We start from the raw sequence: 15,824 nt of genomic DNA, 5'->3' as shown, positions 1-15,824 counted from the left end.
CTGGAGTCCATGAGCGACTTCGACGAGGCGCAGGTGGCGGTCGAGGCGGCGTTGGCCGCCGGAGCCCGCTACGCGGACGCGCGGGTGATGCATCGGCGGTACGAGTCGATGCACGCTCGCAACGGGGAGATCCAGGAGCTGACCCAGCGCGAGGACGCCGGCCTCGGCGTACGCGCGCTGGTCGGCGACTCCTGGGGCTTCTACGCCATATCCGACCTGACGGACATAGCCGCCCGAAAGGCGGGACGCTCCGCCGCCGAGATCGCCGAGGCCTCCGCGACCGTCGCCGGGCGCCCGGTCGAGTTCACCCCGGCCGCGGCCACGATCGACTCCTGGGCCAGCGGCTGCGAGATCGACCCGCTCGCGGTGCCGCTCTCCGACAAGGGCGACCTGCTGGCCGGCGCGACCAAGACCGCGCACGCGGCCGGCGCCGACCTGGCCGAGGGCGTCTACCAGGCCTGGGACACCCGCAAGTGGTTCGTCTCGTCCGAGGGGCACCGCATCGACCAGCACATCCGTGAGTGCGGCGGCGGCATCTGGGCCACCGCGATCGGCGACGGCGAGACCCAGCGGCGGTCCTACCCGTCGCACCGCGGCCAGTACGGCACCCGCGGCTGGGAGCTGGTCACCGAGCTGGACCTGGCCGCGCACGCGGAACGGATCGCGGACGAGTCCCGCGCGCTGCTCTCCGCGCCGCTCTGCCCGGCCGGCGAGACCACGCTGATCCTCGGCGGCGAGCAGCTCGCACTGCAGATCCACGAGTCGATCGGGCACGCGATCGAACTGGACCGGATCCTCGGCTGGGAGGCCGCGTTCGCCGGCACCAGCTGGCTCGACCTGACCGAACTCGGCGCGCTCCGCTACGGCTCGGACCTGCTCAACGTGGTGATCGACCCGACCCTCCCGGGCGCGCTCGGCTCGTTCGGCTACGACGACGAGGGCTCGCCCGCGGTGCGGCGGGACGCGGTCCGGAACGGCATCTGGACCGGCGTGCTGGCCGGCCGGGACTCCGCGGCCGTGGCCGGACTGCCGTACGGCGGCAGCGTGCGCGCGGACGGCTGGCAGTCGCTGCCGATGGTCCGGATGACGAACGTCGGCCTGGAACCCGGCCCGCACACGCTCGACGAGATCATCGAGGCGACCGACGACGGCATCCTGATGGAGACCAACCGCTCCTGGTCGATCGACGACAAGCGGCTCAACTTCCAGTTCGGCACGGAGGTCGGCTACGAGGTCAAACGCGGCCGGCTCGGCCGGCTGCTGCGCAACCCCACGTACACCGGGATCGGCCCGGTCTTCTGGGGGTCGATGGACATGCTCTCCTCCGAGATCGTCGCCTACGGCACGCCGAACTGCGGCAAGGGGCAGCCGGCGCAGATCGGGCACACCGGCCACCCGGCGGCGCCGGCCCGGTTCCAGAACGTGCGGGTGGGGGTGCGCGGATGATCGAGCAGGTGCGGAACGCGCTGCCGGGCGCCGAGGCCGAGATCTTCACCGAGCGTGTGGCGCGCGGCCTGACCCGGTTCGCGAACTCCGCGATCCACCAGAACATCACGACCGAGACCACCAGCGTACGGCTGCGCGTGCACCGCGACGGCCGTACCGTCGCGCTGACCGGCCGGGACCCGGAGACGTTGATCGCCCGGGCCCGCGCCGCGCTGGAGGCCGCGCCCGCCGACCGCGCCTGGCCGGGCCTGACAGCGCCGGCCGCGCTGCCCGGCGAGGGCAACCTCGACGAGGAGACCGCCACCGCCACACCCGCGGACCGGGCCGCCCGGGTCCGGGACTTCGTGCGCGCGGCCGGCGGGCTGGAGACCGCCGGGTACGTCTCCACCACCGTGCACCGGGCCACCTACGAGAACACGCTCGGGCAGGTCGCGGCCGGCGGCACGACCGAGGCCGCGCTCGACGGCATCGCGCGGACCGGCACGTCCGACGGGGTGTCCCGGCTCGCGTCCGTGCGTCTCGCCGACCTCGACGGTGCCCGGCTCGGCGCCCGGGCCGCCGTCAAGGCCCGCGCGTCCGCGCACCCGGAGGCGCTGCCGCCGGGCCGCTACGAGGTGGTGCTCGAACCGACCGCGGTCGCGGACGTGCTCAACTGCCTGGCGATCTTCGGCTTCAACGGCCGGATGGTCGCGGAGGGCATGTCGTTCGCCACGCCCGGCGCGGACCAGCTCGACCCGGCGATCACGCTGCTCGACGACCCGGCCGGGCCGGGTGGCATCGGACTGCCGTTCGACGCCGAGGGTACGCCGCGGGACACGCTGACGCTGGTGGACCGCGGCACGATCCGCGGGGTGCTGCACGACCGGCGGACCGCGGCGCTGGCCGGCGCCGTCTCCACCGGCCACTACAGCGACGCCGGGTTCGGCGCGCTCGGGTCGTGCCTGCACCTGCTCGGGTCCGGTGCCGGACCGGCCGACGAGGTCGACGGACCGGAGGCGGACTCGCACGTGTCCGCGCTGGTCCGCGACGTCGAGCGGGGCCTGCTGGTCACCGACAACTGGTACACCCGGGTGCTCGACCCGAAGACGCTGGTGATGACCGGGTTGACCCGCAACGGGCTGTGGCTGATCGAGGACGGGCAGGTCACCCGGCCGGTGCAGAACCTGCGCTTCACCCAGTCCTACCCGCGCGCGCTCGCGCCGGGCGCGGTGCTCGGCGTGGGCGCGACCGCGGTCGGGCAGCCCGCGACGCGCCTGGATCTCGGCTTCCGCGCCCCGGCCCTGCGCCTCGCCTCCTGGAACTACACCGGCAACGCGGCCGGCTGACCCGGCGAGCGCCGACCCCGGCGAGCCGGCCGGCTCGCCGGGGTCGGGGCCGAGAGGCGGGTCGGCCCCCGCGCTGCCGGTGGGGCCGCGCTGCCGGTCGGCCCGCGAGCGGGCGCGGCTCCGAACCAGGACGGTCGGCCGGCGCGGCCCCGGTCAGGTGCGGAACGTGAGCTCGGTCAGCGGGATGTCGCGGAACGCGGCGAGCCGCTCGGCCTGCTCCTCGACCGCCTTGCGCCGGCCGGGCGGCACCGGCGCCCACAGGTCCACGTCCAGCCGGAACTTCTTGCCCTGCTTCCGGGGCCGCCATGTGCCGAGCAGGTCGCCGTCGACCAGCACCACGCCCGGCCGGCCGAGCACCGGCCAGATCGCCTTGGCCCGGGCCGGGTCGTCGACCAGCAGCTCCCGGTCCTTCGCCTGGACGAACAGGTCGTACGGCCCGAGCAGGCGGGTGACGTCCGCGGCCGGGCCCGCGGTCAGCGCGTCCAGGTCGGCGGTCAGGATCGAGCGCTTCTGCGCGGCCACCACCACCTCGGTCACGTCCGCCGGCCAGCGCGCGGTCACGGCCTTGACCGGCGCGTCCAGGAACGCGGCGACCTGCTTCGGCGTGGCCGGCCCGAGCAGCCGCAGGTAGGTCCGGATCACGTCGAACCGGGGCGGGACCGTCCTGCTCACCCGGAACCCGGGGATGCGCCGCAGCACCGGCGGCGACGTGCCCGGCTCCAGCTCCAGACCGGCCCGGATCGCGGCCAGCCGGAACGGCATCTCCCACGCGTGCGTCACGCCGCACGGCTTGCAGAACCGCAGGTGCGGCGGGTCCAGCACCGCGGCCAGCCGGCCGGAGACGTCACCCTTCACGGTCGGCTTCGACACGATCTTCCGCATCTGCGCGGCCACCTGGTCGAGCGCCTCCAGGTTGCCGATCCCGGCCTGGCGCAACGGTTTCGACGCGTCGTAGATGCGCTTGCCCGCGTCGTCGTCGTCGAACGGCGCGACCGCGGCGGCGACCTGCGCGAGGTCCGCCCGCCGGTACAGGTGCGGGCCGCCGCGCAGCGTCCACAGCATGCTCAGCGCGTCGTCCGGCACGCTCGCGGTGTCCACGCCACGCGTCTGCAGTGCCCAGAGCGCGCCGTCCGGCCCGGTGTCCTGCGCGCCGTAGTCCAGCAGCGCGGTGTCCTCGACCGAGCCGGTGCCCGCCGCCCGGTCGAGTTGTTGCGCCCGGATCCGGAACCCCAGCACCTGCTCCCGCGTGACCTCCACAGTGTCCACTCCTGATCTATCGTCGGGCGATGAAGAAAGCGCGCCTCGCCACCGCACTCCTCTTTCTGCTCTACGGCACGCTGATCGGTGTCTGGACCGCCCGCATCCCCGCGATCAAGGAGCGGCTCGGCCTGACCGACGGCCTGCTCAGCCTCGCACTCCTCGCGCTGGCCGCGGGCGCGATCACCGGCATGCAGGCGGGCGGCCCGCTGGTCGACCGGTTCGGCACGCGCCGGGTGCTGACACCGGTCGCGGTGGCCGACGGTTTCCTGCTGATCCCGGTGGCGCTCGCGCCGAGCCTGGCCACGCTCGCGGCGGCACTCTTCGCGTTCGGCGTGGTGCACGGCACGCTGAACATCGCGATGAACGCGCGCGGAGTCGAGATCGAACGGTCCTGGGGCTCGCCGATCATGTCCTCCTTCCACGCCGCCTACAGCGTCGGCGGCTTCCTGGGCGCGGCGGCCGGTGGCGCGTTCGCCGCGGCCGGGGCGGGGGCGGCCGTCACGTTCGCCTCGGTCGCGGTGGTGCTGGCCGCGGTCGCGCTCGTCGCCGTGTCGGTGCGGGCCAGGACACACCCTGCCACAGCGGTACGACAGAATCCGGGCCGGCTGCACGGCGTACTGCTGCTGGGTGGTCTTGCCTTCTGCGCGCTGATCGGCGAGGGCGCCGCCGCGGACTGGAGCACCGTCTACGTCCGCGACAACCTCGGCGGTTCCCCGGCGCTGGCGGCCGGTGCCTATGCCGCGTTCTTCGCCGCGATGACGGCCGGCCGGCTCGCCGGGGATCCGCTCACCGCCCGGTTCGGCCCGGTCGCGGTGGTGCGCGCCGGTGGTTTGCTCGCGGCCGGCGGGCTCGGCGCCGCGCTGGTCATCGGTCACCCGGTCGCCGGTGTGATCGGTTTCGGCTGTCTGGGCGCCGGCCTGTCCACGATCGCACCGCAGGTCTTCTCCGCCGCGGGTGCGCGCAACCCGGACCGGCCGGCCCGCGCGATCGCCCGCGCGGCCAGCATCGGCTGGCTCGGCTTCTTCGCCGGTCCGGTGCTGATCGGCGGCGGTGCCACGCTGACCGGGCTGCCGGTCGCGCTGGCGATCCCGGTGGTGCTGGCCGTCGTGATCGTGCTCGCGGCCCGCGCCGTCGCCGTGACGCCGACCGGCGAGCAGGTCACCGCGGCGCGATGAGGTCGGCTGAAACTTCCGGACCGCCGAGAACCGCCGCGACCCCGGGATACGTGCGTCGATAACACATTTACAGACTTGGATGTTACGGAAAAGTTTCGTAACCTGGTGGCGTTGCCGGTGCACTCACCCCGTCCCGCCCGGCGCAGAAGGGAAGGACCACGTGACTGTCTCGACACCACGGCGCGCGGTACTGATCGCGGCCGTCGCCGCGCTCGCGGCGAGCCTCGCGGTCGGCGTCACCACCGCGGCCCAGGCCGCCACCACGCTGGGCGCGTCCGCGGCCGAGAAGGGCCGGTACTTCGGCACCGCCGTCGCGGCGAACAGGCTGGGCGACTCCGCGTACACGACGATCCTGAACCGCGAGTTCAACCAGATCACGCCCGAGAACGAGATGAAGACCGACGCCACCGAGCCGAACCAGAACCAGTTCAGCTACGGCAACGCGGACCGGATCGTCGCGCACGCCCGCGCCAACGGCATGCAGGTCCGCGGGCACACGCTGGCCTGGCACGCGCAGCAGCCCAGATGGATGGAGAGCCTGTCCGGCACCGCGCTGCGTAACGCCATGCTCAACCACGTCACCCAGGTCGCCACCCACTTCCGCGGTCAGATCGCCTGGTGGGACGTGGTGAACGAGGCGTTCGCGGACGGGTCCAGCGGCGCCCGGCGCGACTCCAACCTGCAGCGCACCGGCAACGACTGGATCGAGGCCGCGTTCCGCGCCGCGCGGGCCGCCGACCCGAACGCGCAGCTCTGCTACAACGACTACAACACCGACAACTGGACGGACGCGAAGACGCAGGGCGTCTACCGGATGGTGCAGGACTTCAAGCAGCGCGGCGTCCCGATCGACTGCGTCGGCTTCCAGTCGCACTTCACCGGCGGGTCGAACTATCCGTCGAACTACCGGACCACGCTGTCCAGCTTCGCCGCGCTCGGCGTGGACGTGCACATCACCGAGCTGGACATCCGCAACGCGCCGGCCGACGCGTACCGCAACGTGACCAACGACTGCCTCGCGGTTCCGCGCTGCAAGGGCATCACCGTGTGGGGCATCCGCGACTCCGACTCGTGGCGCTCCGGCGAGAGCCCGCTGCTGTTCAACGGCAGCGGCCAGAAGAAGGCGGCCTACGACGCGGTGCTCGCGGCGCTCAACAGCGGCACCACGCCGCCCACGTCGCCGCCGCCGGGCACCACCCCGCCGCCCGCCGGTAACTGCACCGCCTCGGCGACGCCCGGTCAGGTGTGGGGCGACCGGTACAACACGTCCGTCACGGTCAGCGGTGGCTCCAACTGGTCGGTCGTGGTCACGCTCACCTCACCGCAGCGCGTCTCCACCACCTGGAACGGCACGCCGAGCTGGGACTCCAGCGGCACCGTGATGACCATGCGCGCGAACGGCAGCGGCAACACGTTCGGCTTCACCACCATGACGAACGGCAACAGCTCCGCCCGCCCGCAGATCACCTCCTGCACGGCGAGCTGAGTTCACCGAGATCCGCCCCCGGGGGCGGCGGCGCCGCGCCGCCGCCCCGGTCCCGCGTGGAGACTTTCGCGCCGCTCACCGGCGGACATAGCGCGTAACCTTCCACCGGCCGTTCAACGGTACGGTGGAAGGGGTGGATGACCGAACCTCACCGATCACGCTCAGTACGGCCGAGCTCCGCGCGGTCGCCGCGTTCGCCGTGGCGTGCGCGGAACCGGCCCTGCCGATCGTCGAGCGCGCCCGGCCCGGCGACCGGCGTCCGCACGCCGCGATCGAGGCGGCACGCACCTTCGCCACCGGCGGCCGGCGGGTGGCGGCGATCCGCGACGCGGCCTGGGCCGCCCACCGCGCCTACCGGGAAGCCCGCGACGCCGGTGCGCTCGCGGCCGCCGAGGCCGCCCGCGCCGCGGTCGCGGCCGCGAGCGCACCGTTCCTGCACCCGCTGGCCAAGGCCACTCAGGTGCTGCACATCCTCGGTGCGGCCGGCCACGCCGCGTACGCCCACGAACTCGACGGCGGCACCGCCTCCATCGAGGCGGCCCGCGTACTGGCCGGGCCGGTCGTGATCAGCGTCCTGACCCGCTACCCGCCCGCGCCACCCGGCCGCGGCCGGGCCGGCGAGATCGTCCGCTCCCTCGACACCGCGCTCCGCCGGCCGTAGACCGGCACGCGCCGCCCGGCTCGGCCGGCGGGCGCGCGGTCGCCCCGCGGTGCGGCGCCGGCCAGGTCGGGCGCCCGATCTCATGCCGTGGGTGAGGCGTGGAGCGTCGCGCCGACGAAGGCGAACGCGGGCGCCAGGATCGTGCTCCAGTAGCCGAAATGGTGCCGTCCGGCGCCGTAACCGCCGGCCATCGGCGGGGTGGGCAGGGCGTCGTGGAGCGCGCGGACGTTCGGGTGCAGCGGATCGCCGGTGCCGCACCAGAGCCCGACCGGGGTGTCACCCAGCCGGGTGATGCCGCCGAAGACCGCGTCGCCCGGCGTGACCGCGGGGGAGAACGCGGCGACCGCGCGCAGCAGGCCCGGCCGGGCCTCGGCCAGCAGCAGCGCCCCGAAGCCGCCCATCGACCAGCCCCAGGCGGCGAGCCGGGCCGGGTCGAAGCCGCGGGCCGCGCACCAGGCCGGGATCTCCTCGGCGGCCATCCGCTGCGGATCGTCCGCTGCGGACGGCCGCCAGGCGAGCCGGTCGCCGGTGGCACCGGCCAGCACGAACGGTGGCGTGCCGCGCCGGACCGCGTCGGTGAGGAACCCGCCCAGGCCGAGCGCGGCGAAGTCCGGCGGACGCTTCGCGCCGCCGTGCAGCACCAGGCAGACCGGCAGGCCGTGACCGTCACCGTGCCCGTGCGGCACCGCGGTGTAGAAGTCCACCTCGCGCCCGCGGGCCGCCGACCACACCCGCTCCAGCCGTTCCACTCCGGCCGGTGCCGGCGGCCGCACCGGTTCCGGCCCGTCCCACGCCCGCCACAGCCCGGCCGCGGCGACCGCCGCCGATCCACCCGCGATCCCCGCCAGCAGAACCCGTCGTCGCACACCGGTCCAACGACGACCCGACCGCCCGGGGACGGGCGCGTCAGTTTTGTGGTGGGCGCAGGGTCTGCACGGTGCCGGTCCGGGGAAATGGGAGGTGAGTCAGTGCTGGGCATTGCCGCCCAACGAGGACGGGCAGGCCGTAACGTGAGCATCGGGGTCTTCGGGGGAAAGGGAGAGCCATGAGCGAGCAACATCGAGTTGTCGTCGTGGGTGCCGGGTTCGGAGGACTCTTCGCCACGAAGGCGCTGAAACGTGCGGACGTGCACGTGACAATGATCAATGGGACGACCCACCACCTGTTCCAGCCGTTGCTGTACCAGGTCGCGACCGGGATTCTGTCCGAGGGCGAGATCGCGCCGCCGGTGCGGGAGATCCTGCGGCGGCAGCAGAACGTGGAGGTGCTGCTCGGCTGGGCCACCGACGTGGACGTCGCGCAGCGGATAGTGACCGCGAACGCGCCGACCGGCATCGAGTACCAGGTGCCCTACGACACGCTGATCGTGGCCGCCGGCGCGTCCCAGTCGTACTTCGGCAACGACCAGTTCGCGGAGAACGCGCCCGGCATGAAGAGCATCGACGACGCGCTGGAGCTGCGCGGGCGGATCTTCGGCGCGTTCGAGATGGCCGAGCTGGAGACCGACCAGGAGGCGATCGACCGCTGGCTCACGTTCGTGGTCGTCGGCGCCGGACCGACCGGTGTGGAGATGGCGGGCCAGATCGCCGAGCTCGCCCACCGCACCCTTCCGGGGCAGTACCGGCGGATCGATCCGAAGCGCGCGCGGGTGATACTGGTCGACGCGGTCGACGCGGTGCTGCCCAGCTTCGGTGACCACCTGTCCACCCAGGCCCTCCGGCAGCTGCACAAGATCGGCGTCGAGGTCGAGCTGGGCACGAAGGTGGTCGGCGTCGACGAGGGCGGCATCGACGTGGAGACCGCCCGCGGCAAGCAGCGGATCGAGGCGGCCACCAAGATCTGGGCGGCCGGGGTGGCGGCGCCGCCGCTGGCCCGCAAGATCGCGGCCGCGGCCGGTGCCGAGACCGACCGCGCCGGCCGGATCATGGTCGATCCGGACTGCACGGTTCCGGGCCACCCGGAGATCTTCGCGGTCGGCGACATGATGTCGCTCAACCGGCTGCCCGGCGTCGCCCAGGTCGCGATCCAGAGCGGGCGGTACGCGGCCGAGACGATCAAGCGACGGCTGGCCGGCAAGCCTGCGCCCGAGCCGTTCAAGTACCACGACAAGGGCAGCATGGCCACGATCTCGCGGTTCTCGGCCGTGGCCAGCACCGGAAAGCTGCACTTCACCGGCTTCATCGGCTGGTTCATGTGGCTCGCCGTCCACCTGCTCTACCTGGTCGGCTTCAAGAACCGCATCTCCACCATCGGCCACTGGTTCGTCTCGTTCGTCGGCACCGGCCGTTCCGAACGTGTCACCACCACCCAGCAGGTCGTCGCCCGCGGCGCGATCCGCCGGCTCGGGCTGCTCGACACGACCGTGCCGGCCCACGACGGCGTCCCGGCACCGGTCTCCGTCTCCAAGCTCGGGTCGCCGGTGCCACGACCCTGACCGCGACGGTACGGACGGGTGGGCGGGCTCCCGGGCCCGCCCACTACCGTGGTGGCATGGCGGACGATCTTCACGTCTCCGACCGGCTGGTCATCCCGGCGTCGGAGCTGCGCTGGCGTTTCTCCCGGTCCAGCGGTCCGGGTGGGCAGGGTGTGAACACGGCGGACAGCCGCGTCGAGCTGAGCTGGTCGGTGACCGAGTCGCCGGTGCTGCCTCCGGTGCTGCGCGACCGGGTGCTGGAACGGCTGGGCAACCGCCTGGTGGACGGCGTGATCACGATCGTCGCGTCGGAGTTCCGCTCACAACTGCGCAACCGGGACGCGGCCCGGGCCCGGCTGGCCGCGCTGATCGCCCGCGCGGTGGCCGCCCCGCCACGGCAGCGCCGGGCCACGAAGCCGACCCGTGGGTCCGTGGAGCGCCGGATCTCCGCCAAGAAGCAGCGCGGCGCGATCAAACGGGGCCGGCGCGGCGAAGCGGACTGACCGTCCGCGGCGGCGCCGATATCCTGCGCACATGACCTTCTCCGTCTGCATCCCGATCGCGGACCGTCGCGTGGCGTACGACTTCTACACCGGCGGGCTCGGGTTCGCGCCGGCCGGCGAGGTCGCGGCGGACGGGATCCCCGAGCCGCTGCAGTTCGACGTGGGCGGCGGCGTGCGGATCATGATGGTGCCGCACGGCGGGTTCGAGTGGGCGATCGGCGAACGCCGGATGACCGACGGCACGACGGTCGGCTGCCTGCTGACGCTGGACGTGCCCGGCCCCGCCGACGTGACCGAGGTCTTCGAGCGCGCGGTCGCGGCGGGAGCGGCGCCGATCGTCACGCCGCAGACGCAGCCGTGGGGGACGGTGACGGCGACGTTCGCGGACCCGGACGGCAACCTCTGGGAGGTGACCTCGCCGGCGGCCGCGTCCGGCTGAACGGTCAGTGGACCGGGCGGCCGTCCACCTCGGCGTCCGGGTTGCCGCGGGCCGGTGCGGGCCGCGCGGTCGCGTAGACGACGACGTTGTCGACGAACGTCCGCGCCACCGGGTCGTAGGCGCCGCCGCAGGTGACGAGCCGCAGCGTCGGGGCGTCGGTGGGACCGTAGACGCGCGCGGTGGGGAACGCGGACTTGGCGTAGCGCTCCAGGCCGGTGACGGTGAAGACCGCGGTGCCGCCGTCCTGGCGGGTCACCCGGATCTCGGCACCGCGGGCGAGGTCGGTCAGGCGGTAGAAGACACCGCGGCCGGTCTGCATCGAGTCGACGTGTCCGAGCAGGACGGACGGTCCGGTCTCGCCGGGTGTCACGGAGTGGCGGTACCAGCCCGCGGGCGCGTTGCCGGTCAGCGGCGGGACCTCGACCGTGCCGTCCCGGTGCAGGCCGAGCGGGATCAGCGCCGAGTGGACGCCGATCGACGGGATGTCCAGCGTCCGCGGGAGGCTGCGCGGCAGCACCGTCCACCGTGGATCGTCGCCGAGCCGGCGGGTGGCGGGCGCCGCCGGGAACGACGGGCCGGCCGGGGTCGTCGGCGCCGGGATCGCGGTGTCGGCCCGCCCGGCCGCACCGGGAGAGCGGACCGCACCGGCCTCCTCGGGGAAGCCGGTCGCCTGGGCGCGGGCGGTCTCGGCCGCGTCCGCCGCCGCCTCCTCGCGGGCACCCCGCACGGTCAGGACCGTGCCGGCGAGCGCGAGCACGACCGCGACCACCGCGACGCGGGGCCGCAGCCGTGCCCGTACCTCGTCGAACACGCGGATCAGCGGGACGGGCGGCGCCGGACCGCGGCGACCGTCGCGGCGCAGGCGGCGACCAACAGTGCCAGGCCGGCCAGCAGCGTGCCGTTCATGCCGCCACCACCGGCGCCGACGCCGGTGTCCGGTCCGCCGCTCGGGTACGGCGCACCCGTGGTGCCACCACCCGGTCCCGGCGTGGTCGGCCCACCCGTCGGCCCACCCGTCGGCTCGCCGGTCGGTCCACCGGTTGGCTCGCCGGTCGGTGCGCCGGTGGTCGGTCCGCCGGTCGGTCCGCCGGTGGTCGGGTAGGCCGTGGGCGTGACCGACGGGTCCGCGGAGGTGGTCGGGTAGCCGCCCGGCACCGTCGACGACGGGCCGGGGCTGCCGGTGGTCGGCGGCGCGGACGTCGGACCGGTGGTGACGCCGGTGCCCGGCGTCGGCGAGCCGGTCGGGTAGGCGACCGGATCGTTGCCGCCGTCGCGGCAGAACGCGAGCAGGAGCAGCAGCAACAGCAGCAGCAGGAGCACGCCCACCACGGTGATCCAGGTGGCCCGGCGACGGCCGCCACCGCCACCGGCGCCACCACCGGCGCCGTAGGCCGGCGGCGGGTTACCGGGCGGTGGGTTGCCGGGTGGCGGCGGGTCGGACGGTGGCGGGTTCGACGGCGGAGGGGTCTGCGGTGGTCTGTAGTCGGACATGGCCGATGCCTCTTCGCAAAGTCGGCGGTGAGGGACAGATCTCTTGTGGAACCGCGTAATGGTGCCAGCAGTCCGTCGCGCATGGTGTCCAGGAACCGACACGAATCAGGCAGGTATCCCATCGGACACGAATTCACCGAATTCTACGTCCTCAACTCCGCCGCCGGGCTGCCGAAGGGTCCGGCGTGGACGACGAGCACGAGCGGCTGGCGACGCTGCACGAGTACGGTCTGCTCGACGCGCCCGCCGACGACGAGCTGGGGGCGGTCGTCCGGGTCGCCGCGCTGGTCGCCGGCGTACCCACGGCGACGTTGAACCTGATCGACGAGAACCGGCAGTGTCAGCTGACCACGACCGGGTTCCAGGGCGGTGAGTCCGCGCGTGAGGACTCGATGTGCGCGATCCGGCTGCTCGAGAAGCGGACGATCGTGGTGCCGGACGCGAGCCAGGACCCGGTCTACCGGGACAACCCGTGGGTGACCGGGCGGCTGGCCGCCGTGCGGTTCTACGTCTCCGTCCCGCTGGTCACGCCGTCCGGGCACGCGCTCGGCACGCTCTGCGTCTTCGACGAGGTGCCCGGCCGTGCCGACGAACGGCAGGTCGCCCGCCTGGAGGACCTCGCCCGGGTGATCCTGGCGCTGTTCGAACGCCGCCGGGAGGCACGCGCCCGCGCCGAGCTGGCCGCGGTGGCGCAGCGGGCGCTGCACGAGGCGGAGACCCGCCAGCAGCTGCTGGACGCGGTGCTGGACAGCGTGGACGTGGCGATCGTGGCCGCGGACCCGTTCGGCCGGCTGTCGCTGTTCAACCGGGCGGCCGCGGAGTGGCACGGCCTGGACGCGGACGCCACGGTCGACCCGGGCGACCTGTCCGACACGTACGCGCTGTTCGAGACGGACGGCGTGACCCCGCTGGGACCGGACCGGATCCCGCTGCTGCGCGCGCTGCGGGACGGCGCGGTCGACCACGCGGAGATCATGATCCGGCCGCCGGCCCGCGAGGCCCGCTGGGTCAGCGCGACCGGCCGCCGGCTGACGGCGACGGACGGCATCCCGCTCGGCGCGGTGGTCGCGATGACCGACGTCTCCGCGGACCGGGCGCACCGGATCGAGATGGAGGCCGCGCACGCCGCGCTGAACGCGACCGTCGCGGAGCTGGAACGGTCGAACGCGGAGCTGACCAACTTCGCCGCGGTCGCCGGGCACGACCTGGCGTCCCCGCTGGCGGTCGTCTCCGGATACCTCGAGCTGCTGGCCGACCTGCACGGCGCCCAGCTGGACGAGCAGGCCCGCGGCTGGGTGCTCACGGCCGCCCGGTCGGTGGCCCGGATGCAGGGGCTGATCCAGGCGCTGCTCACCTACGCCCGCGCCGGCAACGCGCCCACGGTCTGCCGGCCCACGGACCTCGCCGAGGTGCTCGGCCACGCCATGGTGGACCTGCGCACCGCGATCAGGGACAACCAGGCCACGGTACGGACACCGGCCCCGCTGCCGGCCGCGAGCTGCGACCCGACGCTGGTCCGTCAGCTGCTGCAGAACCTGATCGGCAACTCGATCAAGTACCGGCGCCCGGACCGGCCACCGACGATCACCGTCACCGCCGAGGTCACGGACGACCGGGTGCTGGTCCGGGTCGCGGACGACGGCATCGGCATCCCGCCCGCGCACCGGGAACGCGTGTTCGACATGTTCGCCATGGTCGATCCGGCCGCGCGGACCGGACACGGCATCGGGCTCTCCACCTGCCTGCGCATCGTGCAGCGGCACGGCGGCTGGATCCGGGCGGAGGAGACGCCGGGCGGCGGCACGACCATCGTGTTCACGCTGCCGCGTACCCTCTGATGGTTTTTGCCCTCTGATGGTTTTTGGTCAGGTGTTCCCGGGTCGTGCCGATGGGGGAGACGTGCTGACAGCTTGGCTGCGGGCCGTCGGGTCCGTGCTGCCGCAGGGGCGGCCGCTGCCCGGCGAGGCCTGGGCGCGGCGGCACCGCGCGATTCTCTGGGTGCTCGGCCTGCACGCGGCCGGGCTGTACGCGTTCGCCCTGTTCCGCGGGCACTCCCCGGCGGACGCGCTGGTCGTGGTGTTCCCGCTGGTCGTCGCGGTGGCGCTGGGCGCGTACCGGGGGCTGTCCCGCCGCTGGCGGGCGTCGATCACCACGCTCGGCCTGATGGGCTCGTCCGCGGTGATGGTCGGGCTGGCGGACGGGCAGACCGAGGCGCACTTCCACTTCTTCGTCATGCTCTTCGTGATCGTCCTCTACCAGGAGTGGATCACGTTCCTGCTCGCGACCGTGTTCGTACTGGCCGAGCACGCGGTCGTCGGCGTCTTCGCGCCGCACGACGTCTACGCGCACACCGCGGCCACGGACGAACCGATCAAGTGGGCCGCGATCCACGCGGCGTTCATCGGCGGCGCCGCGATCGCCGCGATCGCGAACTGGCGGCTGACCGAGACCGCACAGGACCGGGGCCAGGCGGCCGCGGACGAGCTCGCGCACGCGGCCACCCACGACGCGCTCACCGGGCTGCTGAACCGCACCGGTTTCGACCGGCGGATGCTGGACGCGATCGGCGCGTCCGCGTCGACGCCGCAGACGCTGTGCCTGGTCAACCTGGACCGGTTCCGGCTGATCAGCGAGGCCGGCCGGCACACCCAGGGCGACGAGATGCTGTGCCGGGTGGCCGAGCTGATCGAGGACCTGGCCGGCGACGACGTGGTCGTGGCCCGCGTCCGGGGCGACCGGTTCGCGCTGCTGCTGCCGGTCGCGGCCGAGGACGGCGTCGCGGTCGCGGAACGCGTGCGGGCCGGGGTCGCGAACCTCGCGTTCCAGGTCGAGGGCCAGGCCGTCGCGCTGACCGCCAGCATCGGCGTGGTCCCGGTGTCGCCGCTGGCCGTCGGCCCGGAAGAGCTGATCATCGCGGCCGAGGCGGCCTGCTACACCGCGAAGGAACGCGGCCGGGACCGGGTCGAGCTGTACCGGGCCGACAACGAGGCGCTGGCCAAGCACCAGCAGGAGATGGACTGGGCCGGCCGGCTCGTCACCGCGCTGCGCGACGACCGGTTCGAGTTGTTCTACCAGCCGATCGCGCGGGTGCCGGGGGCGCGCGTGCCGGACGGCGACTTCCAGTTCGGCGAGCTGCTGCTGCGCATGCGCGGCGAGGACGGCCGGGTCGTCCCGCCGGGCCTGTTCCTGCCCGCGGCGGAGCGCTACGACCTGCTGCCCGCGGTCGACCGTTGGGTGGTCGCGCACGCGTTCCAGGTGCTCGCCGCGCACTACCAGGGCTACGGCGCGACCGGCCCGGACGGCAAGATCGGCGACCACTGGGCGATCAACCTGTCCGGACCGTCGATCGGCGACGCGGAGTTCATCGACTACGTGCAGGCGCAGCTGGCGTTGTCCGGCATCCCGGCCGAGCTGATCTGCTTCGAGATCACCGAGTCGGTCGCGATCAACGACCTGAAGAAGGCCGCGGAGTTCATCTCCGAGCTGCGCAACCTCGGCTTCCGGTTCGCGCTGGACGACTTCGGCACCGGCCTGTCGTCGTTCACGTACCTCAAGCACCTGCCGGTCGACTTCCTCAAGATCGACGGTGCGTTCATCAAGAACCTGGAACGCGACGAACTCGACC

Annotated in this window: 14 protein-coding genes; 10 read left to right on the top strand and 4 right to left on the bottom strand. The window is 73.7% G+C overall.

All coding sequences use genetic code 11. The features are described 5' to 3' along the window. The first annotated feature begins 9 nt into the window (after positions 1-9). Both J2S44_RS00070 and J2S44_RS00065 read left to right on the top strand, forming a co-directional pair. Entirely contained in the window at positions 10-1,446 is a 1,437-nt protein-coding gene (locus J2S44_RS00070) for a TldD/PmbA family protein (RefSeq protein ID WP_310407577.1), read from the top strand. Continuing rightward, positions 1,443-2,771 carry a TldD/PmbA family protein gene (locus J2S44_RS00065; RefSeq protein ID WP_310407576.1) on the top strand — a complete coding sequence of 443 codons (1,329 nt, stop codon included), beginning with the start codon at positions 1,443-1,445 and terminating at the stop codon, positions 2,769-2,771. Before J2S44_RS00070 ends, J2S44_RS00065 begins: the two co-directional genes overlap by 4 nt. A gap of 153 nt (positions 2,772-2,924) precedes the next feature. On the opposite strand, the gene J2S44_RS00060 is transcribed toward J2S44_RS00065, so the two are convergent. Further along, positions 2,925-4,028: a winged helix DNA-binding domain-containing protein gene (locus J2S44_RS00060; protein ID WP_310407575.1), complete on the bottom strand. Its 1,104-nt coding sequence runs from the start codon at positions 4,026-4,028 to the stop codon at positions 2,925-2,927. Between the two features lie 29 nt (positions 4,029-4,057). On the opposite strand from J2S44_RS00060, the gene J2S44_RS00055 reads away from it, so the two are divergent. The 3 genes from J2S44_RS00055 (at position 4,058) to J2S44_RS00045 (ending at position 7,353) form a co-directional block, all read left to right on the top strand. After that, a complete protein-coding gene (locus tag J2S44_RS00055) occupies positions 4,058-5,206 on the top strand; it encodes an MFS transporter (RefSeq protein WP_310407574.1) in 1,149 nt (382 codons plus the stop codon). A gap of 160 nt (positions 5,207-5,366) precedes the next feature. Then, positions 5,367-6,692 (top strand): glycoside hydrolase family 10 protein, encoded by a 1,326-nt coding sequence (locus J2S44_RS00050; protein WP_374727792.1) that lies wholly within the window; start codon positions 5,367-5,369, stop codon positions 6,690-6,692. Positions 6,693-6,825: 133 nt separating this feature from the next. Further along, complete coding sequence (locus J2S44_RS00045) at positions 6,826-7,353, top strand: putative immunity protein (protein WP_310407573.1); 528 nt, start codon at positions 6,826-6,828, stop codon at positions 7,351-7,353. 80 nt (positions 7,354-7,433) lie between these two features. Here J2S44_RS00045 and J2S44_RS00040 read toward each other — a convergent pair whose 3' ends face one another. Continuing rightward, the gene (locus J2S44_RS00040) at positions 7,434-8,219 is read right to left on the bottom strand and encodes an alpha/beta hydrolase (RefSeq protein WP_310407571.1); all 786 of its coding nucleotides are present in this window, start codon (positions 8,217-8,219) and stop codon (positions 7,434-7,436) included. A gap of 179 nt (positions 8,220-8,398) precedes the next feature. Here J2S44_RS00040 and J2S44_RS00035 point away from each other — a divergent pair, with 179 nt between their 5' ends. Genes J2S44_RS00035 through J2S44_RS00025 form a run of 3 tightly spaced genes read left to right on the top strand, consistent with a single transcriptional unit; the run spans position 8,399 to position 10,708 of the window. Next, positions 8,399-9,787 carry an NAD(P)/FAD-dependent oxidoreductase gene (locus J2S44_RS00035; RefSeq protein ID WP_310407570.1) on the top strand — a complete coding sequence of 463 codons (1,389 nt, stop codon included), beginning with the start codon at positions 8,399-8,401 and terminating at the stop codon, positions 9,785-9,787. Positions 9,788-9,843: 56 nt separating this feature from the next. After that, positions 9,844-10,269, top strand: coding sequence for an alternative ribosome rescue aminoacyl-tRNA hydrolase ArfB (arfB, locus tag J2S44_RS00030; protein WP_310407568.1), 426 nt, complete (start codon positions 9,844-9,846; stop codon positions 10,267-10,269). A 31-nt stretch (positions 10,270-10,300) separates the two neighbouring features. After that, positions 10,301-10,708, top strand: coding sequence for a VOC family protein (locus J2S44_RS00025; protein WP_310407566.1), 408 nt, complete (start codon positions 10,301-10,303; stop codon positions 10,706-10,708). Between the two features lie 4 nt (positions 10,709-10,712). On the opposite strand, the gene J2S44_RS00020 is transcribed toward J2S44_RS00025, so the two are convergent. Together J2S44_RS00020 and J2S44_RS00015 are read right to left on the bottom strand one after the other, a co-directional pair. After that, positions 10,713-11,519 carry a class F sortase gene (locus J2S44_RS00020; protein ID WP_310407563.1) on the bottom strand — a complete coding sequence of 269 codons (807 nt, stop codon included), beginning with the start codon at positions 11,517-11,519 and terminating at the stop codon, positions 10,713-10,715. 5 nt (positions 11,520-11,524) lie between these two features. Further along, positions 11,525-12,199, bottom strand: a complete 675-nt coding sequence (locus tag J2S44_RS00015; protein WP_310407560.1) for a hypothetical protein — start codon at positions 12,197-12,199, stop codon at positions 11,525-11,527. 185 nt (positions 12,200-12,384) lie between these two features. Here J2S44_RS00015 and J2S44_RS00010 point away from each other — a divergent pair, with 185 nt between their 5' ends. Further along, complete coding sequence (locus J2S44_RS00010; protein WP_310407559.1) at positions 12,385-14,037, top strand: GAF domain-containing sensor histidine kinase; 1,653 nt, start codon at positions 12,385-12,387, stop codon at positions 14,035-14,037. Positions 14,038-14,098: 61 nt separating this feature from the next. Beyond that, on the top strand, positions 14,099-15,824 hold a 1,726-nt coding region (locus J2S44_RS00005), incomplete at its 3' end, for an EAL domain-containing protein (RefSeq protein ID WP_310407558.1).

It is taken from the genome of Catenuloplanes niger (genome assembly GCF_031458255.1).
Lineage (GTDB): Bacteria > Actinomycetota > Actinomycetes > Mycobacteriales > Micromonosporaceae > Catenuloplanes > Catenuloplanes niger.
Note: the sequence above shows the minus strand (reverse complement) of the source record. Positions and strands in the feature narration are given on the sequence as shown.